Source organism: Pseudomonas oryzihabitans, assembly GCF_007665395.1.
GTDB lineage: Bacteria > Pseudomonadota > Gammaproteobacteria > Pseudomonadales > Pseudomonadaceae > Chryseomonas > Chryseomonas psychrotolerans_C.
The window spans coordinates 346,317-368,413 of sequence record NZ_VDND01000004.1 but is presented as its reverse complement, the minus strand read 5'-3'; the positions used below and the strand labels follow the sequence as shown (position 1 = coordinate 368,413).

The window sequence follows — 22,097 nt, the reverse complement described above, 5'->3', positions numbered from 1 at the left end:
GAGCGGTTCTTACATCATGCCGCCCATGCCACCCATGCCGCCCATGTCGGGCATGGCCGGGGCTGCATCGTCCTTCGGCAGCTCAACCACGATGGCTTCGGTGGTGATCAGCAGACCGGCGATGGAGGAAGCGGCCTGCAGCGCGCTGCGGGTCACCTTGGCCGGGTCGATGATGCCGAATTCCAGCATGTCGCCGTATTCGCCGGTAGCGGCGTTGTAGCCGTAGTTGCCGCTGCCCTGCTTGACCTTGTCCAGCACGACGGAGGCTTCGTCACCGGCGTTGGTGACGATCTGGCGCAGGGGCGCTTCGACGGCGCGACGCAGGATGTTGATACCGGCGTTCTGCTCTTCGTTGATGCCTTTCAGATCCTTCAGGGCGTCCAGGGCACGCACCAGGGCGACACCGCCGCCAGGCACCACGCCTTCTTCCACTGCAGCGCGGGTCGCGTGCAGGGCGTCTTCGACGCGGGCTTTTTTCTCTTTCATCTCGACTTCGGTGGCAGCGCCGACCTTGATCACGGCAACACCGCCGGCCAGCTTGGCCAGACGCTCTTGCAGCTTCTCCTTGTCGTAGTCGGAAGAGGTTTCTTCGACCTGGGCACGGATCTGCTTGATGCGGGCCTGGATGTCGACCTCGACGCCAGCGCCGTCGATGACGGTGGTGTTTTCCTTGTTCAGGACCACACGCTTGGCTTGACCCAGGTGCTCCAGGGTGGTGCTTTCCAGGCTCAGGCCGACTTCTTCGGAGATGACGGTACCGCCGGTCAGGATGGCGATGTCCTGCAGCATGGCCTTGCGACGATCACCGAAGCCGGGCGCCTTGACGGCAGCGACCTTGACGATGCCGCGCATGTTGTTGACCACCAGGGTGGCCAGGGCTTCGCCCTCGACGTCTTCGGCGACGATCAGCAGCGGGCGACCGGCCTTGGCGACGGCTTCCAGCACCGGCAGCAGTTCGCGGATGTTGGAGATCTTCTTGTCGACCAGCAGCAGCAGCGGGCTGTCCAGCTCGGCGGACATGGTGTCGGGCTTGTTGATGAAGTAGGGGGACAGGTAGCCACGGTCGAACTGCATGCCTTCGACGACGGACAGTTCGTTTTCCAGGCCCGAGCCTTCTTCGACGGTGATGACGCCTTCTTTACCGACCTTCTCCATGGCTTCGGCGATGATGTTGCCGATGCTGTCGTCGGAGTTGGCGGAGATGGTGCCTACCTGGGCGATGGCCTTGCTGTCGGCGCAGGGCTTGGACAGGTTCTTCAGCTCGGCGACGACGGCCGCGGTGGCCTTGTCGATGCCGCGCTTCAGGTCCATCGGATTCAGGCCGGCGGCCACGGACTTCAGGCCTTCGGTGACGATGGCCTGGGCCAGCACGGTGGCGGTGGTGGTGCCGTCGCCGGCCGCGTCGTTGGCCTTGGAAGCCACGTCTTTCACCAGCTGGGCGCCGATGTTTTCGATCTTGTCCTTGAGCTCGATCTCCTTAGCGACGGAAACGCCGTCCTTGGTGATCAGGGGAGCACCGAAGCTACGCTCCAGAACCACGTTGCGGCCTTTCGGGCCCAGGGTGGCCTTGACGGCGTCGGCCAGGGTGTTGACACCGGTCAGCAGTTTCTTGCGCGCGGAGTCACCGAATTTGACGTCTTTTGCAGCCATGTTCTGTTTCCTCTAAGAAATTCGAAAAGTGAGCGGGGATCAGCCTTCGATGACGGCCAGGATTTCGGACTCGGCCATCACCAGCAGTTCTTCGCCATCGACCTTGATGGCATTGCTGCCGGAATAAGGACCGAACACCACCTTGTCACCCACTTTTACCGCCGGAGCCCGGACTTCACCGTTGTCCAGCACGCGTCCAGTGCCTACGGCAACCACTTCACCGCGGTTCGGCTTTTCGGCAGCCGAGCCCGGCAGCACGATGCCGCCAGCGGATTTGGTCTCTTCTTCGCTGCGACGGATCACAACGCGATCATGCAGAGGACGAAGCGCCATTGTCGTATCTCCCAAAGTTCTGAGTGTTTCCAGCGCCGATGACTGCATCGGCAGTTTGTTTTGACCGGCTGCGCCGGGTGCGCCCCGTGCATGACGGGACGCGAAACCTGCTCGCCTCGCGGCGACAACCTTGCGGTGTCCGCTACATGAGGTTGTCGCCAGGCATTTCAAGGGTGGCCCGCAAAATTTTTAGCGCTTTTCCTCATCGCGGTGGATCACTTCACCTTCGATGACCTCGGGGCGATGGGGCGCGGAATGGCCGGGACCCGGCTGATAGCCCTGGGCATCGGGAGGGCGCCGGGTTACCCGGGCGATCACCGCGCCCAGCAGGGCCTTGCGGGTGACCGGCAGGAGGCAGACGAGGGCCAGGACGTCACTGATGAAGCCGGGGAAGATCAGCAGGGCGCCGGCGATCGCCAGGGTCAGGCCCTGGATGACCTCCTGCTCGGGCATCTGCCCCTGGGCCAGGCGCATGCGGATGCGCCAGAGGGTGGTGAAACCGGCGATGCGCAGCAGGGCGACGCCGATCAGGAAGCTCAGCAGCAGCAGGGCGAAGGTGGCGAGCACGCCGATTTCGCTGCCGATCTTGATGAGAACAGCCAGTTCCACAAAGGGAAACAGCAAGAAGAGTAAGGCGGTCACGCGCATCTCGAGTCCTTCACGGTAGAAACCGGTTGAAAGCCAAGAGATGGAGGCGGCCAGGCCGATTTCAAGGTGCTCGCGCCGGGCCCCGCGCAGACGAAAAGGCCGCGAGAATCGCGGCCTTGACGGTCTGTACGGCAGTCAGGGAAACATGACGTTACCAGGAGACGCCGACGCCGGCGGTGTACTCGGTCTGGTTGACGTTGCCCTCGGCACCGCTGGTGAGTTCCTTGGACGCCTTGAGGTTGAGGGACGCCCAGTTGGTCACCTTGTACCTCAGGCCGACGTCGCCGTCGAAGGTGAGGTTGGCGGTGTTGTCCAGCGGCCGGCCGATCTCGCCGGTGGTGAAGAACTGGATGGTCTGACCGTAGAGGTACCGGTTGTAGTCCCACTTCATGCTCGCCGAGAGGAACTGGTCGGAACCGCCGTCCTTGTACTGGTAGCGGTTGTGGTTGAGCAGCCCGGTGAGGGAGAAGGCGCCCAGCTCGTTATCCCAGAACTGGTAACCGGGACCGGTACCTAGGGTGCGCTGCTTGGCCAGCTCCTGGATCCAGTCGCGCTTGTATTCGGCGCGGCCCTGCCAGAAGAATTTCTCGTCGAAGAAGCGATCCAGGGCGTACTGCAGATCGTACTTGCTGGTCGATACCGCGCCATCGGCTTCGTAGCGGTCATAGCTGCCGTTGGCGTTGTGCCGCCACATGCCGTGCCGTGCCTGGGTCTTGAAGTCGATGTCGTACTTTTCGCTGTCTTCGGACGAGCTGATGTAGTCCAGGCCGGCATCAATGTTGCCCTTCCAGGCGAAATCGCGCAGGAAGGGACGCGGCGGCACGATCTGGGTGATGCTCGCCAGCGGCACGGTCTGCTGGCCGTCCGTGGTAGTGACCACCACCTGGCCGTCGTCGGCCGGCTTGAGGCTTTCCACGGGGAAGTCGGGCTCGTACTTGCCGCGCTGGACGATGACGGGCTTGTCACGCTGCAGGGTCTTGATCTTGTCCCACGACAGGGGAATGTTGCCGCCGTATTCGGTCTGCAGCAGCAGCTTCTTGCTGTCGAGCAGCTTGATGGTTCCGGTGAGGCGGTCGCCGTTCTTCAGCCAGACCGTGTCGGCGTGGGCGAAGGAGGCGAGTGACAACAGCGCGAGCGAGGAAAGGAATCGAAAACGCATGGGCACCAGGACACCTTGGGTGGACTTGGGTGGAAAGGTAACGAAACGAGAGGCCGCGATTATCCGGGTGCCTGAGGGCGGCGCAACCGTTACTGGGTAAAAGTTAGGCAAGTTTCCGGAAATACCGCTCAAAGGCGGGTCATCCTGGAAGAATGCGGCAGCTCGACACGTTTCAGCACCACCGTAACCAAACTTTTCGGCACACTGGCACTCTGTCCCCGGAGCAACAGGACGTCATGACCGCCTCTCCTCTCCCCGAACCTCGTCGCCAGGCAGTGTTCCTGGCGCTGGCCGCCATTCCCGCAGGGCGGGTGGTCAGCTACGGCCAGCTGGCGGAACTCGCCGGCCTGGGGCGTGGGGCGCGCTGGGTGGGTTGGGTGCTGGGGCGCTTGCCAGAGGGCAGCGCCCTGCCCTGGCATCGGGTGATCGCGGCGGATGGGCGGCCGAGCCTGACCCGCGACAGCCCGTCCGGACGCGAGCAGCGCGAGCGCTTGCGCGCCGAAGGCGTATTGCTGCACGAGGACCGGGTGGACATGCGTCGGTACCGGTGGAATCCAGCTGAGAGTGTCGAGTAGAGTGCGCGTTTTTTCCGAGCCCAAGGGCATGTTTGCACGTTTCTGGCGTGAAGCCGTCTCCACCTACAAATCCAGGGCCTGTCTGGCCATGCTGCTGCTGGGTTTCGCCGCGGGCCTGCCGGCCATGCTGGTGTTCTCCACCCTGTCGGTGTGGCTGCGCGAAGCCGGCGTGAGTCGCGAGACCATCGGCTACGCCAGCTGGATCGGCCTGGCCTATGCCTTCAAGTGGGTCTGGTCGCCGATGCTCGACCTCTGGAAACTGCCGCTGATCGGCAAGCTCGGCCGCCGCCGTTCCTGGCTGGTGCTGTCGCAGATCCTGGTCGGTCTGGGGCTGGTCGGCATGGCGCTGTGCAATCCGCAGCAGCACCTGGAGCAGTTGATCGCCCTGGCGGTGCTGGTGGCCTTCGCCTCGGCCACCCAGGACATCGCGGTGGACGCCTATCGTCTGGAAATCGCCGACGACGACCGCCAGGCCGCGCTCGCCGCCTGCTACATGACCGGTTACCGCATCGCCGCCCTGCTGGCCAGCGCCGGCGCCCTGTTCCTCGCCGAGGAGCTGGGCTCGTCCAGGCTCGGCTACAGCCAGAGCGCCTGGGCCACCACCTACATGCTGTTCGCCCTGCTAGTGTTGCCGGGGTTGGTGACCAGCGTGCTGATCCGCGAGCCGGAGCCGGCCGCGCCCATGGCCATGGCGGAATCGCGCTTCGGCTTCAACCACCAGCTGGTGGCGGTGGCGCTGCTGCTGGTGATGCTGATCTCCCTCCCGGCCGCCATCAATGCGGCGATCGCCCAGGCGTGGCCACGCGCCCTGCTCTACACCCTGTTCATCGTCGGCTGCCTGTCGCCCTGGGGCCGCTATTGCTCCAAGCCGCTGAGCGACCTCATGCGGCGCATGCGCGAACCCCTGCGGCTGCGTGACGCGGCCAATGCCGAGGAACTGCCGCGCTTCGACTTCGTGCACCAGATGGTCTCGGTGATCCTGCTGATCGTGCTCATCGTGGCGGTCACCGGGGGGCTGTCGGCCTTCGCCGGGGGCTACTGGCCACGGGGCCTGATGTACGCCCTGATCGCCTGGCTGTGCCTCACCGCGCCCGGACGCCGGCTGATGGCCCCGGTGCTCACCCCCATCACCGAGTTCATCCAGCGTTACCAATGGCAGGCGCTGCTGCTGCTCGGCCTGATTTCCACCTATCGGCTGTCCGATACGGTGATGGGGGTGATGGCCAGCGTCTTCTATATCGACGTGGGCTACAGCAAGGAAACCATCGCCGGGGTCAGCAAGATCTTCGGGGTGTTCATGACCCTGCTCGGCGCCGGCCTGGGCGGGGTGCTGATCACCCGGGCGGGGATCCTGCCCATCCTGTTCCTCGGTGGCGCCGCCTCGGCGCTGACCAACCTGCTGTTCGTGCTGATCGCCTCCACCGGCGCCAACGTGCCGCTGCTGATCGCCACCATCTGCGCCGACAACATCAGCGGCGGCATGGCCACCTCGGCCTTCGTCGCCTACCTGTCGAGCCTGACCAACCTGAGGTTCTCGGCCACCCAGTACGCCATGCTCAGCTCGCTGATGCTGCTGTTGCCGCGGCTACTGGGCGGTTATTCGGGGGCCATGGTGGAGCACGTCGGCTACAGCTCCTTCTTCTCCCTGACCGCCCTGATGGGCATCCCCACGCTGCTGCTGATCGGGACGCTCTGGCTGCGCCAGCGCCGCACCCCGGTCGCCAGCGAATCCGCCAAGGGACACTGAGGCGGCCAGCGGCCGCCCCCTGCCCGGCTAGGCTTCGCCGCGCGCCGCCGCCGTGGCGCGGTCGTCGCCCTTGTCGCCCACCACCTTCACCACCCGGCTGGGCAGTGCGATGTCGATGCCTTCGGCGCGCAGCCGGTCGCGGATCTGCTCGTTGAAGCTGAACTGGGTGCCCCAGAAGTCACTGTTGGCGGTCCAGCAGCGCAGGGACACGGTGATGAAGGTATCGCCCAGGCCGGCCACCACGATGGCGGGCGCGGGATTGTCCAGGACCCGCGGATCTTTGGCCATGTCGGTCAGTACCTGCTTGGCCTTCTGCAGATCGGCGTCATAGCCCACCTTGACGTCGAAGACGATCTGCCGGGTGGTCTGCCGCGACTGATTGGTGATGATACCGTTGGACAGGTTGCCGTTGGGGATGGTGACGGTCTTGTTGTCGCCGGTGCGCAGCACGGTGTGGAAGATCTGGATCGAGTCGACGGTGCCCTGCACGCCCTGGGCCTCGATGTAGTCGCCGATCTTGAACGGGCGGAACAGCAGGATCAGCACCCCGCCGGCGAAGTTGGCCAGGCTCCCCTGCAGCGACAGGCCGATGGCCAGGCTGGCGGCGCCGAGGGCGGCGACGAAGGAGGTGGTGGCGATGCCGATCATCGAGGCGACGCTGATCACCAGCATCACCTTGAGGCCGATGTTGACCAGGGTCACCACGAAGGTTTCCAGGGCCTGGTCCATGTGCCTCAGGGTGAACAGCGCGGCCAGCCGCCCGGTGAGGCGATTGATGATCCACCAGCCGATCCACAGGGTGATCAGGGCCAGCAGCACCTTGCCGCAATATTGCAGGATCACCGGTATCCAGGCCGTGAAGGCCGTCAGCAGGTGATCGGTCTGGGCACTAAAATCCATCGTCTACCTCTCCACGCACAGGAAAAAAGTCGGGCGCGGCCGCAAGGGCGGCGCCCTATGTGCGACGGACGGTAGGCCGAGAGGTTCCGGAGCGGGACTCAGTCGCGGAAGTTGTCGAACTGCAGCGGCATGCCCAGGGACTGGCCACGCAGCAGGGCAATGACCTCCTGCAACTCGTCGCGCTTCTTGCCGGTGACGCGCACCTGCTCGCCCTGGATGGCGGCCTGGACCTTGATCTTGCTGTCCTTAATCAGGGCGACGATCTTCTTCGCCAGCTCCTTGTCGATGCCCTCGCGCAGGGTGGTTTCCTGCTTCACGGTCTTGCCGGAGGCGTAGGCATCCTTGACCTCCAGGCACTGGACGTCGATCTTGCGCTTGGCCAGGTTGACCTTGAGGATCTCCAGCATCTGCTCGAGCTGGAAATCGGCGTCGGCGGTGAGGGTCACGGTCAGGTCCTTGGCCTCGAAGCTGCCCTTGCCGCGCAGGTCGTAGCGGCGTTCGAGCTCCTTCATGGCGTTGTCCACGGCGTTGGTGACTTCGTGCTTGTCCAGCTCCGATACCACGTCGAAGGAAGGCATGGATTTTCTCCTCGGTTGGGATGGGGCAGCCTTGACGCTGCGGCATGACCGACCATTATAACGACTGGCCCTCTTCCTCAGGAATCCGACCATGTGCAAGGAATCGACGTTGGAGTCACACTCGTGAGCTGGCACGTACTGGGCGCCGGCAGTCTCGGCGGACTCTGGGCGGCACGGCTGTTTCGCGGCGGCGAACCGGTGCGGCTGATCCTGCGCGATCGCACGCGCCTGGCCCAGTACCGCGCCAGGGGCGGCCTGCACCTCACCGAGGGCGAGATCACCAGCCTCTATCCGCTGCCCGCCGAGACGCCCGAGGCGGCCAATCCGATCCGCCGGTTGCTGCTGGCCTGCAAGAGCTATGACGCCGAGGACGCCATCGCCAGCGTCGCCGCCCGCCTGGAGCCGGAGGCCGAGATCCTGCTCCTGCAGAACGGTCTCGGCAGCCAGGACGCGGTGGCGGCGCGGATCCCGCGGGCGCGGTGCCTGCGGGCGAGCACCACCGAGGGCGCCTTCCGCGAGACCGATTTCCACGTGGTGGCGGCCGGTGCCGGCCAGACCTGGATCGGCGACCAGCTCGGCAGCCATACCCCACCGCCCTGGCTGGAGACCCTCAGCGCCCTGGGTTTCCCGCTGCGCTGGACCGACGACATCGATGCCCGGCTGTGGCGCAAGCTGGCAATCAACTGCGCCATCAATCCGCTGACGGTGCTGCATCGCTGCCGCAACGGCGAACTGCGCCAGCAGCTACCGGAGGTCACGGCGCTGTGCGACGAACTGGTGGCGCTGCTGGAGGCCATGGGCCTCGCCCCGGCGGCCCAAGGCCTCCAGCAGGAGGTCGAGGCGGTGATCGCCGCCACCGCCCACAACCGTTCCTCGATGCTGCAGGACGTGGAGCGTGGCCAACGCACCGAGGTGAGCTATCTGCTCGGCCATGCCTTGCCGATCGCCCAGCGCCTGCGCCTGCCGGTGCCGCACCTCACCGACGTCCACCAGCGCCTGCAGGCGAGGCTCGCGGAGCGCGGATTGCCCGTGGACTAGCTGCGGGCTACCCTGCCCGTCCCCTCGCTGGAACGGCTGCCCCATGATCCTCGCCAAACGCCTGAAGAATCTCCCGGTCGGTCGCAAGTTGCTGGCCGCCCTGCTGGTGATGATGATCGCGGTGCTGGTGGTGGCCAACGTGACCTTCATCAGCGCCGCCTACTGGATCTCCCAGGAAAGCGTGGCGCCCCAGGCGCTGCAGACCCTCGGCCGGCTGTTCGCCAGCCCCGTGCTGAGCCGTGCGGTGCTGGCCTCGCCGGACGCCGCCGCGGTCCAGCTGCACCAGCTGGACGGCTATGCCCCGCTGCGCCTGGCGGCGGTCTACGACAGCCAGGGCCAGCGCCTGGCCGAGTTGCACAACGGTGACCGGCTGCAGGTACCCGAGCGTTTCGAGGAGCTGCAGACCTGGCGCCTGCGCGAATTCCGCACCAACCTGCTGGTGGAACTGCCCCGCCCCGAGGGTCCACCCGGCCACCTGCTGCTGGTCGCCAGCAGCGAATTGCCGGGGGCCTTCTACCGCGGCACCCTGACCGCCAGCCTGGCCATCCTGACCTTCAGCATCCTGCTCTGGCTGGTGGTGGCGCGGCAGATCAAGCGGCTCATCACCCTGCCGATCCGCGAGCTGGAAGAACTCTCGCGCCAGGTGACCCGCGAGGAAAACTATTCGCTGCGCGCCAGCAAGGGCAGCGAGGACGAACTGGGGCGCCTGGCAGAATCCTTCAACACCATGCTCGGCCGCATCCAGGGCCGCGAGCAGCAACTCAAGCGCGCCCGCGACGACGCCCAGTACGCGGTGCTCCAGGCCCAAAGCCTGGCCGAGGAAACCCGTCGCTCCAACCGCAAGCTGGAGCTGGAGGTGCAGGTGCGTGGCAAGATCGAGAAGAAGCTCACCGGTTTCCAGAACTACCTCAACAGCATCATCGATTCCATGCCCTCGGCCTTGATCGCGGTGGACGAGCAGTTCTACGTCACCCAGTGGAACCAGGAGGCCACCCACCTCTCCGGCACCCAGCTGGACGAGGCGCTGAACCAGCCGGTGTTCCTCGCCTTTCCCTCGCTCAAGCCCTTCCTGCCGCAACTGAGCCGCACCGCCGAGCTGCTGCGGGTGGAAAAGGTGGAGCGGGTGACCTGGGCGCTGACCGACACCCCCCGCCACTACACCCTCACCTTCTACCCGCTGATGGGCGGCGCCGGGCGCGGCGTGGTGATCCGCATCGACGACATCACCCAGCGCCTGAACATGGAAGAGATGATGGTGCAGTCGGAAAAGATGCTCTCGGTCGGTGGGCTGGCCGCCGGCATGGCCCACGAGATCAACAATCCGCTGGGCGCTATCCTGCACAACGTGCAGAACATCCGCCGGCGGCTGTCGCCGGAGTTGCCGAAGAATCTGGAGCAGGCCGCCGAATCCGGCGTCGAGCTCAACGCGGTGAACTGCTACCTGGAGAGCCGGCAGATCCCGCGGCTGCTCGACGGCATCCACCAGGCCGGCAGCCGCGCGGCGAAGATCGTCAGCCACATGCTCGCCTTCAGCCGCCGCAGCAATCGCAAGATGGAAGCCAGCGAACTGCCGCCGCTGATCGACCAGGCCATCGAGATCGCGGGCAATGACTTCGACCTGGCCGAGGGCTTCGACTTCCGTACCCTGTCCATCCTGCGCGAATTCGATCCGGCGCTGGGGCCGGTGCCGGTGATCGCCAACGAACTGGAGCAGGTGCTGCTCAACCTGCTGAAGAACGCCGCCCAGGCCATCCACCTCAGGGACGACGAGGAAGAAGGCGAATACGGCCGCATCACCTTGCGCACCAAGCTGCGCGGCGGCTGGGCGGAGATCCAGGTGGAAGACAACGGCATTGGCATCCCCGAGGACATCTGCAAGCGCATCTTCGAGCCCTTCTTCACCACCAAGGAAGTGGGCCAGGGCACCGGCCTGGGCCTGTCGGTGTCGTATTTCATCATCACCAACAACCACAAGGGGCAAATGGAGGTGCACTCCACGCCCGGCGTAGGGACCTGCTTCACCCTGCGCCTGCCCCTCGTCCAGGCCGATTTCGACGCGGTCTAGACTCAGCCAGGAGCCGTGCCATGGGTTTTCGCCTCACCGAGATCTACACCCGCCAGGGCGACGCCGGCGACACCGGTCTCGCCGACGGTAGCCGGGTGCCCAAGGACCATCCGCGTATCGAAGCCATCGGCGCGGTGGACGAACTCAACAGCGCCCTGGGCCTGTTGCTTGCAGACCTGGCCGACGACGCCCGCCTGGCCGAGGTGAGCGCGGTCCTGGCGCCCTGCCAGCACCGGCTATTCGACCTGGGGGGCGAATTGGCCATGCCCAGCTATCGGGCCCTGCACGCGGTGGAGATCGAGCGGCTGGAGCAGGCCATCGACGGCTGGAACACCGAACTGGGTCCGCTGGAAAACTTCATCCTGCCCGGCGGCTCCCGCGCCGTCGCCCAGGCCCACGTCTGCCGCACCCTGGCGCGCAGCGCCGAGCGCCGTTGCCGGAGCCTGCATGCCGTGGAACCCCTGGAAGGCCAGGGCCTGCCCTATCTCAACCGGCTGTCCGACCTGCTGTTCGTCGCGGCGCGCATCGTCGCCCGCCGCCAGGGGGTGAGCGAGGTGCTCTGGCAGGCCGCGCGGCCATGAGCGCGCCGACCGCGCCCCCGGCGCCACCGGCGCGCCGCCACGAGGGGCTGCTCGCCCTCTGGGACGGTCTGATCCTGCTGTTGGTCTGCCTGAACCTGGCGCTGCTGCTGTTCGACAGCCTCTACGCCCTGGGTCCGCTGAATCGCGCCCTGGCCGCGCTGCTGCCCGGCTTTCATGCCTTCTATGGCGAGCGCATCCATGCCCATTTCACCAGTATCGACCTGGTATTCGTCGCCTTCTTCATCGCCGACGTGCTGCTCGGTTGGCTGGTGGCGGTGGTCGAGCGGCGGCACGCCCGCTGGTACCACTATCCCTTCATCCACTGGTACGACGTGCTCGGCTGCATTCCGCTGGGCGGCTTCCGCCTGCTGCGGGCGCTGCGCATCGTCTCGCTACTGTTGCGCCTGCAGCGCCTGGGCCTGATCGACATGCGCCGCTGGCGGCCCTATCGCCTGTTCGACCATTACTACCAGCTGCTCATGGAAGACCTGTCGGACCGGGTGATGATCAAGATCTGCGGCGAATTGCAGGACGAGCTGAATACCCGCGATGACTTCTCCCAGAGCGTCATCGACCGCGTCCTCCGTCCGCGCAAGCAGCGACTGATCGACGGCATGGCACTGCGCATCCAGGGCCTGGTGGAACAGGGTTATACGCAGAATCGCGCCACTCTGGAGCGGCTGGTCGCCGACGTGGTGCAACGGGCGCTGGACGACAACCCCGACCTCGCCCGGCTCAAGCGCCTGCCCATGGGCGAGCGCCTGGCCGATACCCTGGACGGGGTACTCACCGACATCGTCAACGGCCTGGTGCGGGAAGCGGCGGCCAGTCTGCGCACCCGCGACTTTCGCGCCCTGGCCAGTCGCCTAGCCGACCAGGGCTTCGATCAAAGCCTGCCTAGCGGTGCTCAGGACAGCGCCCTGGACGACGTGCTGGTGGAGATCCTCGAGGTCTTCAAGCAGAAGGTCCTGCAGCGGCGGCTCGACCAGCTGGATGGCGAGCTCTGGCCGCAGGAATGGCAACGCAGCGAGATCGATCCGATCAACGCGCCCCGGCGCTGATCTGCTGCTGCAGGTTCTGCACCTGGGTCTGCAGGGTGTTGATGTTCCTGGTGGTCTGCAGGCGGAAGGCGTCGAATTCCTTGCTGTCCGGCCCTACCGGCCGGGCATCCAGCTCACTGCGCAGCACCAGCAGGTCCTGTTGGATGTCGCCCAGGGTCTGGCTCTGGGCGCTCGGTTTCTTCAGCGCGGCGATGTCCGCCTGCAACGCCTTGTTCTGCGCTGTCAGGCTGGCGATCTGCTCGGCCAGACTGCCGGTCTGGGCCAGGCCATTCTTCAGCGCGGCCTGCTCGTCGGCCAGGGCCTTCAGGCGGGTATCCACCTCGCCGCTGCCGGTCTGTACCGTCTGCACTGCCGTGGCAAGAGTCTGCAGCCGGTTGTCCTGCGCCTGCTGGTTGTCGGTCACGCCCTGCTGCTGGCGGGTTAGATCGGCGACCCTGGCCTGCAACGTCTTGACCTGCAGCAGCAAGGCTTCGCGACTGGTAGTGCCGGAGGACTCGTTCTCCACCAGCTTGCCGGAGATATCCCTCAGACGGCCCTGGGCGTCTTCGCTGATGCGGGCGAAGTTCTCCTGGGTGGCCACCACCTGCTCCTGCATCAGCAGCAGTTGCTGATGACTCCACCAGGCGACGCCGGCCAGGGCCAGGGTCAGGGCGGCGACCAGTACCCAGAGTGGCGCCGTGGCAGGTCCGCGCCGCGCCGCCCGCGGCGAATGCCCGGCAGTGGGTTCGCGATAGGGCTCGTCAGCCTCGACCGGACGCCGATTCGACGGCCGGCGGTCGTCACGCTCCGGCGTCAGACTCGGCACGTTATCCATTTCATCGAGAAGATCGTTGCGCATGGCGGACCTGTGGGCAAAGGCGGAAAGACGAAATCGCGGCCAGTATAACGGCCGACACCCCGGGCGCGAGGTAGCCGGCCGCAGCTTTCGTATCGGGATCGTGCACCGAAACTCATACGGCGTCGATATCAATGCGCCATCACGGCGCAGCGGGAACACCGCCATGCCCATCGAGCTGCGTGATACCTGGATCTCCGGCTTCTGGTACGAGCTTTGCGTCACATCAGGCTTCATCGCCATTGGAGCTGCGTCAGCATGGAATACAGCAAAGCCTTCTTCGATTGCCTCACCGCCCTGCGGCGTCGGTTGCGTCAGGAACAGGGGCTGAAGATTCGCCTCGACGAGGTCGACGCCATCCCGCGGCTGCTGGCTGCCAGCCTGGGCGCCGAGGATGCCGAGACCCGCGAGCTGGGCCAACGGCTGGCGGCGCTCGGTGGCCTGCCCCTGCCCGCGGAACGGCCGCAGCCCAGGCTGGCGCTCCAGGAGTCGGGCTTCGTCAGCCAGGAGTTCCTCGCTGCCGCGAATCGCTACGCCGGTCCGCTGCGGGGCTGACGCCCACGTGGACGATACTCTTCCAGCGCCGCCCAGGAACTGGCCTCGGGTCTATAGCCGAAGGCCTCCTGCGCGGCGCGGATGTCCAGGGTGAAGGGGCCGTCCAGCAATTCGGGCCAGGGCGAGGCGAGACGAGGCGCACGCAGCCGGGCATAGAGCCGCCGGGGATCGAAGACCTTGGTCGCGGTCACGGGTGGCAGCTCGAAGCGCCGCAGCAGGAAGTTGATGGCGTCCCAGCACACCAGTGGTTGGCCATCGCTAAGGTTGAAGACCTTGCCGGCCGCCGTCGCCGGCTGCTCCAGCAGCAGCGTCAGCAGTGCCTGGCGCAGATTGGTCGCACTGGTGAAGTCCCAGCGATTGAGGCCGTTGCCACGCTGCCAGAGCTGCTTGGCGCGAGCGCGTTCAAGCAGCCAGCGGGCCCAGTCGCGGTCGGCCAGGCCGAGTACCTGGGCCGGGCGCAGCACCGTCACCTGCGGACCGAATTCACCGGCCGCCAGGGCCAGGCGCTCCAGTTGCAGACGCCACTGGGCCTCGCTGCTGCGCGGCTTGGCCGGTACCTGATCCTCCTTGAGCGCCGCGCCCCCGCGCTCGTAGACGCGGGCGGAAGAGACGTAGAGGAATTGCGCGACCCGCTGCTGCAAGGCCGCCTCGATCAGCACCTGGCCGAGTTCCAGGGCGGCCGCGGTGGGCATGCCGGCCACGTCGGTGCAGTGGGCGACGGCATCGATGTCGTCGCACAGCGCCACCACCTGCGCGGGCTGGTCGAGCAAGGCGGGGCGATATTCGGCGCCGCGCTCGACCAGGGCATCCAGGGTCGCTCCGGGCCGGCCGTGCACGCGCACCAGTTGGCCGCGGTCGAGCAGATCGCAGGCCAGGCCCGCACCGAGGGCATCGCTGGCGCCCGTGATCAAGATACGCATGTCGCTGGGATTCCCTGAAAGGCCGCGGTCGCGACGCTGTCGACCGGTCCGCCAGTGTAACCAAAGCCTCGGCCGGCCGCCGCTAGTCGCGTACCAGCCACTGACCGGCAACGCCTTCCAGGTGCCGGGTCAGGGCCTGCAGGGCGGCGCCGCCGTTGCGCCAGTGGTGCCAGAACAGCGGCACGTCCACCCACTGGCCCGGCATCAGATCCACCAGGGTACCGCTGGCGCGGGCGGCGGCGCTCTGGATGTCCGGCAGCAGGCCCCAGCCGATGCCGCTCTGGGTCATCTGCAGGAAACCCTCGGCGGACGGGCACAGGTGGTAATCGAAGGGCTGGGTGATGCCGAGCTGTTCCAGGTAACGATGCTGCAGCCGGTCGTCCGGACCGAAGACGATGGCGGGCGCCCGTACCAGGGCGCGGGGGTCTGGCAACGCGGCCAGCCGCCGGGCACGGAAGGCGGGACTGGCCAGGGCCCGGTAGCGCATGGCGCCGAGCGCGCTGACCCGGGCACCGGCCAGGGGCTGGCCGCTGGCGCAGAGGCAGGCCGCCACCTCGCCCGCGCGCATGCGGCGCAGCACCACGTCCTGGTCCTCCACCACCAGATCCAGCAGGATCCGCTGGTCGCCGATCCAGGGCCCGACCGCGGCCGGCCACCAGTTGGCCAGGCTGTCGGCATTGAGGGCGATCCGCAGCCGCTGCGGGGCTTCTTCGGCCAGGCCCGGCACCTCGCTGCCCAGATCGGCTTCCAGCAAGCGCACCTGCTGGATATGGCGCAGCAGGCGCAGGCCCGGGGCGGTGGGCTGGGGCGGCGTCTCGCGGACCAGCACCGCCTGGCCGACCCGAGCTTCGAGCAGTTTTATGCGTTGCGAGACCGCCGACTGCGACAGGCCCAGGCGTCGCGCCGCGCGTTCGAAGCCACCCTCCTCCACCACCACCGCCAGGGCTTCCAGCAATTTGTAGTCGATCATCGATTCAGCTAATGCTGCATAAGGAATATTGGTTTTTCTTATACACCCCAAGCCGGCAAGGTGGCAGCCATTCCGCGACCACCAGGCACTGACCGCATAATGAACAGCTACTTCACCGGCCTGCTGACCATGGCCAGCCTCATCATGGCCCTGGGCGCCCAGAACACCTACCTGCTGGCCCAGGGCCTGCGCCGCGAGCACCACCTGGCCATCGCCACCTTCTGCCTGGCCTGCGATGTGATCCTGGTGGCCGCCGGGGTGCTGGGCCTGGCCGCGCTGATCCAGCACAGCCCACTGCTGGTGGACATCCTGCGCTGGGGCGGTGCGGCCTTCCTGATCTGGTACGGCGTCCAGGCCCTGCGCCGGGCCTGGCAGCCCGCCGCCCTGGGCAGCCTGGAGGCCAGCCTTCCGCGCAGTCGCCGCCAGGCCCTGCTCGCGGCGGCGGCGGTCTCCCTGCTCAATCCCCACGTCTACCTGGACACGGTACTGCTGGTGGGTTCGCTGGGTAGCCAGCAGGCCGCCCCCCTGGCCTATGTGTTCGGCGCCGCCACCGCCTCCCTGCTGTGGTTCTTCGGCCTCGCCCTGGGCGCCGCCTGGGCCGCGCCCTACCTGGCCCGGCCGAACGTCTGGCGGCTGATCGACCTGCTGGTGGCGCTGGTGATGTTCGCCGTCGCCGGCCAGTTGCTGGCCTCGGCCTGAGGCTGGCCTTCGGCGAGCGGGCGCCCTAAGCTGCGGCTCTGCGTTCCCTGTCGAGATTGCCCATGCCTTTCGCCCGCTCGCTCCGCAGCCAGAGCCTGCTCCTCTTCGGCGGCAGCCTGCTGCTGATGCTGCTGATCGCCCTGGCCGGCTTCGCCCTGCTCTCCCGCGAACTCCATCGCTACCAGCAGCTGATCGAAGGCCCCCTGGAGCGCCTGGTGGAGGTCGACGATACCCACCTGGTCTTCAAGATCCAGGTGCAGGAGTGGAAGAACTTCCTGCTGCGCGGCGGTGATGCCGCCACCGCTGAGCGCTACTGGCAGGCGTTCCTGAGTCGCGAGGCGGAGGTCGACCAGCGCCTGCGGCAGCTGGCCGCCACGGTCGATCCCGATCTGCAACCGCGCCTGCAGGCCCTGCGCGCCCAGCACGGACGCCTGGGCGAGCGCTATCGCGCCGGCCAGGCCGCCTATCTCGCCCATGACCGCGATCCCCGCCGGGGCGATGCCGAGGTCCGCGGCATCGACCGGGAAACCGCCGAAGGCTTCGCCACCCTGGTCAGCGAACTGCACGGGCGCACCGCCGCCCAGATCGCCACCATCCGCGCCGAGGCGCAACGCGACATCCTGCTCGGCGGCCTGGCGCTGCTGCTCTGCGGCGGCGGCCTGCTGTTCCTCGGCGTGCGCCTGGTGGAGCGCCGGCTGGTCGATCCGCTGGTGGCCTGCGCGCGGCAACTGGGGCTGCTGGCCCGCGGTCGCTTCGGCGAGCGCCTGCCCAATGGCCGGGACGACGAGCTGGGTCGGCTGACCCACAGCACCAATCTGCTGCGCGACGCCGCGGTCCAGCACACCCACGACCTGCGCCGCCAGGCCACCGAGGTCGGGGCGCTGAGCGCCCTGCTGGCCAGCCAGCTGCTCACCGAACCGGGCCAGGCGCCGCGCGAACTGGATCCGCAGCTGCTGAAGGACGTCAGCCGGCGCCTCGCCGACATCGCCGGCGACCTGCAGGAAGCCGCCAGCGAGCGACAGGACTGACCCTGGCACCGGCTTCTGCACGACCCGTCGCCGAGCGCAGGCACCCTGGTCCAGAGGCTAGAGCCGCGCCGGCACCTCGCGCCACTCCCCCGGTGCCAGGTCAGCCAGGCTCCAGGGACCGATGCGCACCCGTACCAGCCGCAGGGTCGGCAAGCCGACCGCGGCCGTCATGCGGCGCACCTGGCGATTGCGGCCTTCGCGGATGGTCAGTTCCACCCAGGCGGTCGGCACGCTCTTGCGAAAACGCACCGGCGGATCGCGCTCCCAGAGTACTGGCGGCTCGGCCAACAGCCGCGCCTCGGCCGGCAGGGTCGGGCCATCGTTGAGTTCGACCCCCTGGCGCAGGCGCTGCAGCTGTTCCTCGCTGGGCGTACCCTCCACCTGCGCCCAGTAGGTCTTCGCCAGCTTGTGCTTGGGATCGGCGATGCGCGCCTGCAGCTGACCATCGTTGGTCAACAGCAGCAGGCCTTCGCTGTCACGGTCCAGGCGGCCGGCGGGATAGACGCCAGGCACCGCGACGTAGGCCTTCAGCGTGGCGCGGCCGTCGGCGTCGGCGAACTGGGTGAGCACGTCGAAGGGTTTGTTGAGCAGCAGCAGCCGTGGCGCGGCTGGCGGTGCCTTGGCCTGGCGGCGGGGGCGGGGGCCGGAAGCGGAACGAGGATTTCGCGACATGGGGATCGACGGCGGCTAGCGAAGGGGTAAGCTGGACCGCTCAGTCTAATCGTCCGAGGTCCCATGCGCATCTTCCGTCCGCTGTGGCTGATCCACCTCCTCGCCCTGGCCGGCTGCGCCTCGTCGGCCTACGAAGGCCCGCGCTCCGATCATTTCGACGGCGAGCGCTTCTACAACCTGGCGTCGCGGGAGGACAAGAGCCTCTGGACGCTGCTCAAGTGGCAGTTCACCCGGACCCGTCCGCAGTGGACCTGGCAGGACGGCCCGGCAGTGCCCACCCGCCCCGCGACCCGCGTCGCGGGGCGCGAGCTGCGGGTCACCTTCGTCAACCACGCCACCCTGCTGATCCAGCATGAAGGCCTCAATATCCTCACCGATCCGGTCTGGTCAGACCGGGTCAGCCCCTTCACCTTCATCGGCCCGCAGCGCCAGCACGCCCCGGGCGTGGCGCTGGACGACCTGCCACCGCTGGACCTGATCTTCGTCAGCCACAGCCACTACGATCACATGGACCTGGCGACCCTCAGGCGCCTGGCCGAGCGCTCCCCGCTGACGCCGGTGGTGACGCCCCTGGGCAACGCCGAGCTGATCCGGCGCGAGACCGGCTTCGTCACGGTCGAGGAACTGGACTGGTGGCAGAGCCTGCCGCTCAAGGCGGGGCTGCGCCTGCACCTGGTACCCGGCCAGCACTGGTCGGCGCGCAGTCGCTTCGACACCAATCGGCGGCTCTGGGGTGGCTTCGTGCTGGAGGCGCCGGCGGGGCCGGTCTATTTCGCCGGCGATACCGGCTGGGGACCGCACTTCGCGCAGATCCGCGAGCGGCTGGGCGCGCCGCGCTTCGCCGCCCTGCCCATCGGCGCCTATGAGCCGCGCTGGTTCATGCGGGACAGCCACCTCAATCCCGACGATGCCGTGCGCGCCCACCAGACGCTGGAAGCCCAAAGCAGCCTGGGCATCCACTTCGGCACCTTTCCGCTCAGCGACGAAGCGCAATTCGCCCCGCCCCGCGACTTGGCCCAGGCGCGGGCCCTGCATGGCCTGGCGGATGCGGATTTCCGGGCGCCAACGCCGGGTGAGGTCTGGTCGGTGCCCTGAGGTCAGCGGCTGCCTTTCGGCGCCTCTATCAGAGGCGGTAACGCTGAGGGGCTGAGTCCTTCCAGCAGGGCGGCCCGTATACCGACTCCCAGCTGCTGGTCATAGAGCATCCAGCCAGCCGTGATCACCAGGGCCCAGAGAATGCTGAACAGCGAACCGACTAGAAAGTATTCGGCGAAGTCCTGCCGATCCAACTCCTTGAAACGCGCGACGGTCTTCAGCGCGATCACCGCAGCCAGGATTTCCCAGCTATTGCCGAGCAGTCCCGCTGCCAATACCAGGCGCTCGAGCCAACCAATGAGCCGCCCAGCCGAATAGGCACCGGCAGCAGGCGAGTCCGTTACCGGCGGCTGCCCCAGGTGGGTGAGTAGCTCGCGACACAGGACATTGCCTACTGTGGTCAACAGGACCAACGCACTTCCGGTATAGGCGAGCGCATGCAGTCCCTGCAGCCAGACGCTCATTGCTCCAATCCCTTGTCAAGATCTGCCAGCACCTCTATCACAGCGTTCCATTGCCGTTGATAGGCGTCGAAATGCCCAGAGGTACGTACTTTATAGATGCTATGGACCGACACCTGACGTTGCTCCGCCAACGCTGCGGGCGCCTGGCCATTGAGCAGTGCCGCGATATCGGCCAATTGGCGTTGCGTCCAACCTTTTTCGATGACCGTCAAACCCACGCCAAGCCCATCGAGAGCGATCTCCATGAGCGGCTCTTGCGGCAATGAGAAACCATAGCGAGAAATCGCGCTCTTCCCATCGAGTTTGTGCCGACTGCGGCTCAAGCCAGGCCCCATCATGTTCCACGCCTGCGCTGGATTGACTGGCGTTTCGATCCTGGCCAACCCCAGGACGAAGCGGCAATCGATATCACGCTGCAGAAGATCCAATCGCATGTCCCGCAGCAACTGGGCTCCAGCACTTAGGGAAGTCAGCAAACCCTGGAATTCGTCGCCAAGGGTGATGGTCAGTGGCGACGCCAACGCGTCGGCATAGCGTTCATTCTGATGAGCCACCGCGTCGTTGAATGTCCTGTGCAACTCAGCCACATCGTCGGCGCGCTCGCTTTGCACCAGATCGCCCATTACCACCGCAAGCGTACGGGGCGCTTTTACCTGCTTTTGGGTCATTTCCGAAATGGAACCGTAAAAGGGTCAATAAAACCTTTTTACCCATAAATGCTATGGATGTGCCAGCCCTGTGCGCACTTTCGGAAAAAGATCGACGCCCTGGTAGATGAATGTGACGGCAATCAAAGGGCTCTCGCTTGGTAGCCAATTGAAGTCCGCCCTGACAGTCAGTCCTACTCCACCAACCCCTTGTCCCACAGCCGCACCAGTTCGCTGGGCGCACGGTCTTCGGGGATCAGCAGGGTCAGCTCGTCTTCCTGCTCGGCGGGCTGCGGCCGAAAGCGCAGCTCCACCTTGAAGTAGCGCTGGTCGCCGCGGCCGACCTGGGTCGGCTCGCCGGATTCCGGCAGGCAGCGCTCCAGCACCGAGCAGATGCGCCCGCGCTGGGCGCTGTCGTACTGGCCGAATTCGATCTCGCGTGGCTTGCTCAGGGCATGCAGGGGCGCGAAACCGCCCTGCCGCGAGAGCCGTACCACGGTGTCCTTGCCCAGCGGGGGTAGTTCGCGCATTGCCATGCTCCTCGGTGCCGGGCACCGCTAGATGAGGGTGACGCCCACGCCAGCCCAGGCCTCCTCGACCGCCCGGACCTCCGCCGATTCGGCACCGAAGCGGCGGCCGGCATTGGACACCGTCAGGCGGGCGAAGGCGGCGAAGTCCGCATCGTTGGCCAGGCGACTGTCGCAGAGGGTGTCGTACCAGATCGGCCCGGCCTTCTCCCAGGCATAGCCACCCAGGGCCACCGCTGCGAGATAGAACGCCCGATTGGGGATACCCGAGTTGAGGTGGACGCCACCGTTGTCTTCGCGCGTTTCTATGTAGTCGCGCATATGGCCAGGCTGGGGATCCTTGCCCAGGGTCGGGTCATCGTAGGCGGTGCCCGGCTCGGCCATGGATCTCAGGCCTTTGCCGTTGATCTTCTCGGTCAGCAGCCCGGCGCCTATGATCCAGTCCGCCGCGGCGGCGGTCTGCTTGAGCTGGTACTGCTTGACCAGGATGCCGAAGACATCGGACACCGATTCGTTGAGCGCGCCGGACTGGTTGAAGTACACCAGGCCCGCCTCGCTTTCGGTGACGCCATGGGCCAGCTCGTGGGCGATGACGTCCAGGGCAATGGTGAACCTGTTGAAGATCTCGCCGTCGCCGTCGCCGAAGACCATCTGCTCGCCGTTCCAGAAGGCGTTCTGGTACTCCTGGCCATAGTGGACGGTGCCCGCCAGCGGCAGGCCCTGGCCATCGATGGAATTGCGGCCGAACACCTCGTTGAAGAAGGTGAAGGTGGCGCCCAGGTAGTCGTAGGCCTCGTCCACCGCCACGTCGCTGACCGCCGCCTGCCCCTCCTGGCGCACCAGCCGCCCCGGCAGCTGCATGGCGTTGCCGGCATCGAAGATGCTGCGTTGCGGACTGGCGTCATCGGTGCGCGGCAGCGGCCCGACCGGCGCCTGGCGCACCCCGGGCCGGCCGGGATTGTGCAGCAGACTCTGGACATGACTCAGAGTGGTCAGGGCGCAGGAACGCTGGTGTTCGTCGCCATGATCGATGATGCGGCCAAGAATGTAGGGGGGAATCACCCCCTGGATGGTGCCCTGGTTGCGAGACATGCGCGCCCTCCTCCTGTGGGGACAGGGTCCCCGGTCACCGCTGCGTGCGGCCTCTACTCCTTCGACCGCAAAACACCCAGACGACTCCCACCTCTTCACCCCGGCGCAAGCTTCTGGTACAAAGGCACCCCACGCGGGCGTCGTATAATGGCATTACCTGAGCTTCCCAAGCTCATGACGAGGGTTCGATTCCCTTCGCCCGCTCCAGATTGTAGACGGCCTCCAATCAGTCCTCGCGGACCTGCTGATTGGGGGCCG

The 22,097-nt window shown here is 66.6% G+C and carries 24 protein-coding genes and 1 tRNA gene; 11 read left to right on the top strand and 14 right to left on the bottom strand.

Going from position 1 to position 22,097, the window contains the following annotated elements; genetic code table 11:
* Positions 1-9: 9 nt before the first annotated feature.
* From groL to FSV73_RS11750, 4 genes are all read right to left on the bottom strand, one after another.
* Positions 10-1,650 carry a chaperonin GroEL gene (groL, locus tag FSV73_RS11765; protein WP_145007905.1) on the bottom strand — a complete coding sequence of 547 codons (1,641 nt, stop codon included), beginning with the start codon at positions 1,648-1,650 and terminating at the stop codon, positions 10-12.
* Between the two features lie 39 nt (positions 1,651-1,689).
* Complete coding sequence (locus FSV73_RS11760) at positions 1,690-1,983, bottom strand: co-chaperone GroES (RefSeq protein WP_058763482.1); 294 nt, start codon at positions 1,981-1,983, stop codon at positions 1,690-1,692.
* Positions 1,984-2,172: 189 nt separating this feature from the next.
* The gene (locus FSV73_RS11755) at positions 2,173-2,631 is read right to left on the bottom strand and encodes an FxsA family protein (protein WP_145007903.1); all 459 of its coding nucleotides are present in this window, start codon (positions 2,629-2,631) and stop codon (positions 2,173-2,175) included.
* A gap of 151 nt (positions 2,632-2,782) precedes the next feature.
* Positions 2,783-3,790 carry a DUF481 domain-containing protein gene (locus tag FSV73_RS11750; protein WP_145007901.1) on the bottom strand — a complete coding sequence of 336 codons (1,008 nt, stop codon included), beginning with the start codon at positions 3,788-3,790 and terminating at the stop codon, positions 2,783-2,785.
* A gap of 236 nt (positions 3,791-4,026) precedes the next feature.
* On the opposite strand from FSV73_RS11750, the gene FSV73_RS11745 reads away from it, so the two are divergent.
* Positions 4,027-4,365, top strand: coding sequence for an MGMT family protein (locus FSV73_RS11745; protein WP_145007899.1), 339 nt, complete (start codon positions 4,027-4,029; stop codon positions 4,363-4,365).
* A 28-nt stretch (positions 4,366-4,393) separates the two neighbouring features.
* Positions 4,394-6,112 carry an AmpG family muropeptide MFS transporter gene (locus FSV73_RS11740; protein WP_145007897.1) on the top strand — a complete coding sequence of 573 codons (1,719 nt, stop codon included), beginning with the start codon at positions 4,394-4,396 and terminating at the stop codon, positions 6,110-6,112.
* Between the two features lie 27 nt (positions 6,113-6,139).
* Here FSV73_RS11740 and FSV73_RS11735 read toward each other — a convergent pair whose 3' ends face one another.
* Together FSV73_RS11735 and FSV73_RS11730 are read right to left on the bottom strand one after the other, a co-directional pair.
* Positions 6,140-7,012: a mechanosensitive ion channel family protein gene (locus tag FSV73_RS11735; protein WP_145007895.1), complete on the bottom strand. Its 873-nt coding sequence runs from the start codon at positions 7,010-7,012 to the stop codon at positions 6,140-6,142.
* 98 nt (positions 7,013-7,110) lie between these two features.
* Entirely contained in the window at positions 7,111-7,590 is a 480-nt protein-coding gene (locus tag FSV73_RS11730; protein WP_017640080.1) for a YajQ family cyclic di-GMP-binding protein, read from the bottom strand.
* Between the two features lie 123 nt (positions 7,591-7,713).
* Between FSV73_RS11730 and FSV73_RS11725 the strand changes: the two genes are divergently transcribed.
* Genes FSV73_RS11725 through FSV73_RS11710 form a run of 4 tightly spaced genes read left to right on the top strand, consistent with a single transcriptional unit; the run spans position 7,714 to position 12,335 of the window.
* Positions 7,714-8,628, top strand: a complete 915-nt coding sequence (locus tag FSV73_RS11725; RefSeq protein WP_145007893.1) for a putative 2-dehydropantoate 2-reductase — start codon at positions 7,714-7,716, stop codon at positions 8,626-8,628.
* A 43-nt stretch (positions 8,629-8,671) separates the two neighbouring features.
* Positions 8,672-10,693: a sensor histidine kinase gene (locus tag FSV73_RS11720; RefSeq protein WP_145007891.1), complete on the top strand. Its 2,022-nt coding sequence runs from the start codon at positions 8,672-8,674 to the stop codon at positions 10,691-10,693.
* A gap of 20 nt (positions 10,694-10,713) precedes the next feature.
* Positions 10,714-11,274, top strand: coding sequence for a cob(I)yrinic acid a,c-diamide adenosyltransferase (locus FSV73_RS11715; protein ID WP_145007889.1), 561 nt, complete (start codon positions 10,714-10,716; stop codon positions 11,272-11,274).
* On the top strand, positions 11,271-12,335 hold the full coding sequence (locus tag FSV73_RS11710; RefSeq protein ID WP_145007886.1) for an ion transporter: 1,065 nt from the start codon (positions 11,271-11,273) through the stop codon (positions 12,333-12,335). Before FSV73_RS11715 ends, FSV73_RS11710 begins: the two co-directional genes overlap by 4 nt.
* On the opposite strand, the gene FSV73_RS11705 is transcribed toward FSV73_RS11710, so the two are convergent.
* Entirely contained in the window at positions 12,316-13,173 is an 858-nt protein-coding gene (locus FSV73_RS11705; protein ID WP_145007884.1) for an ATPase, read from the bottom strand. The two genes, FSV73_RS11710 and FSV73_RS11705, sit on opposite strands and share 20 nt — an antisense overlap.
* A gap of 255 nt (positions 13,174-13,428) precedes the next feature.
* On the opposite strand from FSV73_RS11705, the gene FSV73_RS11700 reads away from it, so the two are divergent.
* Positions 13,429-13,725 carry a hypothetical protein gene (locus FSV73_RS11700; protein WP_145007882.1) on the top strand — a complete coding sequence of 99 codons (297 nt, stop codon included), beginning with the start codon at positions 13,429-13,431 and terminating at the stop codon, positions 13,723-13,725.
* Here the strand turns inward: FSV73_RS11700 and FSV73_RS11695 are convergent.
* Positions 13,701-14,645 carry an NAD-dependent epimerase/dehydratase family protein gene (locus tag FSV73_RS11695; RefSeq protein ID WP_145007880.1) on the bottom strand — a complete coding sequence of 315 codons (945 nt, stop codon included), beginning with the start codon at positions 14,643-14,645 and terminating at the stop codon, positions 13,701-13,703. The genes FSV73_RS11700 and FSV73_RS11695 overlap by 25 nt on opposite strands.
* 82 nt (positions 14,646-14,727) lie before the next feature.
* Positions 14,728-15,615 carry a LysR family transcriptional regulator ArgP gene (locus FSV73_RS11690; RefSeq protein WP_145007878.1) on the bottom strand — a complete coding sequence of 296 codons (888 nt, stop codon included), beginning with the start codon at positions 15,613-15,615 and terminating at the stop codon, positions 14,728-14,730.
* A gap of 99 nt (positions 15,616-15,714) precedes the next feature.
* Here FSV73_RS11690 and FSV73_RS11685 point away from each other — a divergent pair, with 99 nt between their 5' ends.
* On the top strand, positions 15,715-16,314 hold the full coding sequence (locus FSV73_RS11685) for a LysE/ArgO family amino acid transporter (protein ID WP_145007876.1): 600 nt from the start codon (positions 15,715-15,717) through the stop codon (positions 16,312-16,314).
* Positions 16,315-16,376: 62 nt separating this feature from the next.
* Positions 16,377-17,342 (top strand): HAMP domain-containing protein, encoded by a 966-nt coding sequence (locus tag FSV73_RS11680; RefSeq protein ID WP_145007874.1) that lies wholly within the window; start codon positions 16,377-16,379, stop codon positions 17,340-17,342.
* Between the two features lie 57 nt (positions 17,343-17,399).
* Here FSV73_RS11680 and FSV73_RS11675 read toward each other — a convergent pair whose 3' ends face one another.
* The gene (locus FSV73_RS11675; RefSeq protein ID WP_145007872.1) at positions 17,400-18,014 is read right to left on the bottom strand and encodes a pseudouridine synthase; all 615 of its coding nucleotides are present in this window, start codon (positions 18,012-18,014) and stop codon (positions 17,400-17,402) included.
* A 63-nt stretch (positions 18,015-18,077) separates the two neighbouring features.
* On the opposite strand from FSV73_RS11675, the gene FSV73_RS11670 reads away from it, so the two are divergent.
* Positions 18,078-19,109 carry an MBL fold metallo-hydrolase gene (locus FSV73_RS11670; protein ID WP_145007869.1) on the top strand — a complete coding sequence of 344 codons (1,032 nt, stop codon included), beginning with the start codon at positions 18,078-18,080 and terminating at the stop codon, positions 19,107-19,109.
* 2 nt (positions 19,110-19,111) lie between these two features.
* Here FSV73_RS11670 and FSV73_RS11665 read toward each other — a convergent pair whose 3' ends face one another.
* The 4 genes from FSV73_RS11665 to FSV73_RS11650 all read right to left on the bottom strand — a co-directional run bounded on the left by FSV73_RS11665 (position 19,112) and on the right by FSV73_RS11650 (position 21,839).
* A complete protein-coding gene (locus FSV73_RS11665; RefSeq protein ID WP_145007867.1) occupies positions 19,112-19,573 on the bottom strand; it encodes a hypothetical protein in 462 nt (153 codons plus the stop codon).
* Entirely contained in the window at positions 19,570-20,241 is a 672-nt protein-coding gene (locus tag FSV73_RS11660) for a SatD family protein (RefSeq protein WP_260856061.1), read from the bottom strand. The genes FSV73_RS11665 and FSV73_RS11660 overlap by 4 nt, the downstream gene beginning before the upstream one ends.
* Positions 20,242-20,414: 173 nt before the next feature.
* Positions 20,415-20,750, bottom strand: a complete 336-nt coding sequence (locus tag FSV73_RS11655) for a protealysin inhibitor emfourin (RefSeq protein ID WP_017640065.1) — start codon at positions 20,748-20,750, stop codon at positions 20,415-20,417.
* A 27-nt stretch (positions 20,751-20,777) separates the two neighbouring features.
* On the bottom strand, positions 20,778-21,839 hold the full coding sequence (locus FSV73_RS11650; RefSeq protein ID WP_145007865.1) for a M4 family metallopeptidase: 1,062 nt from the start codon (positions 21,837-21,839) through the stop codon (positions 20,778-20,780).
* 133 nt (positions 21,840-21,972) lie between these two features.
* Here FSV73_RS11650 and FSV73_RS11645 point away from each other — a divergent pair.
* A tRNA-Gly gene (locus FSV73_RS11645) sits at positions 21,973-22,046 on the top strand.
* Positions 22,047-22,097: the final 51 nt, after the last annotated feature.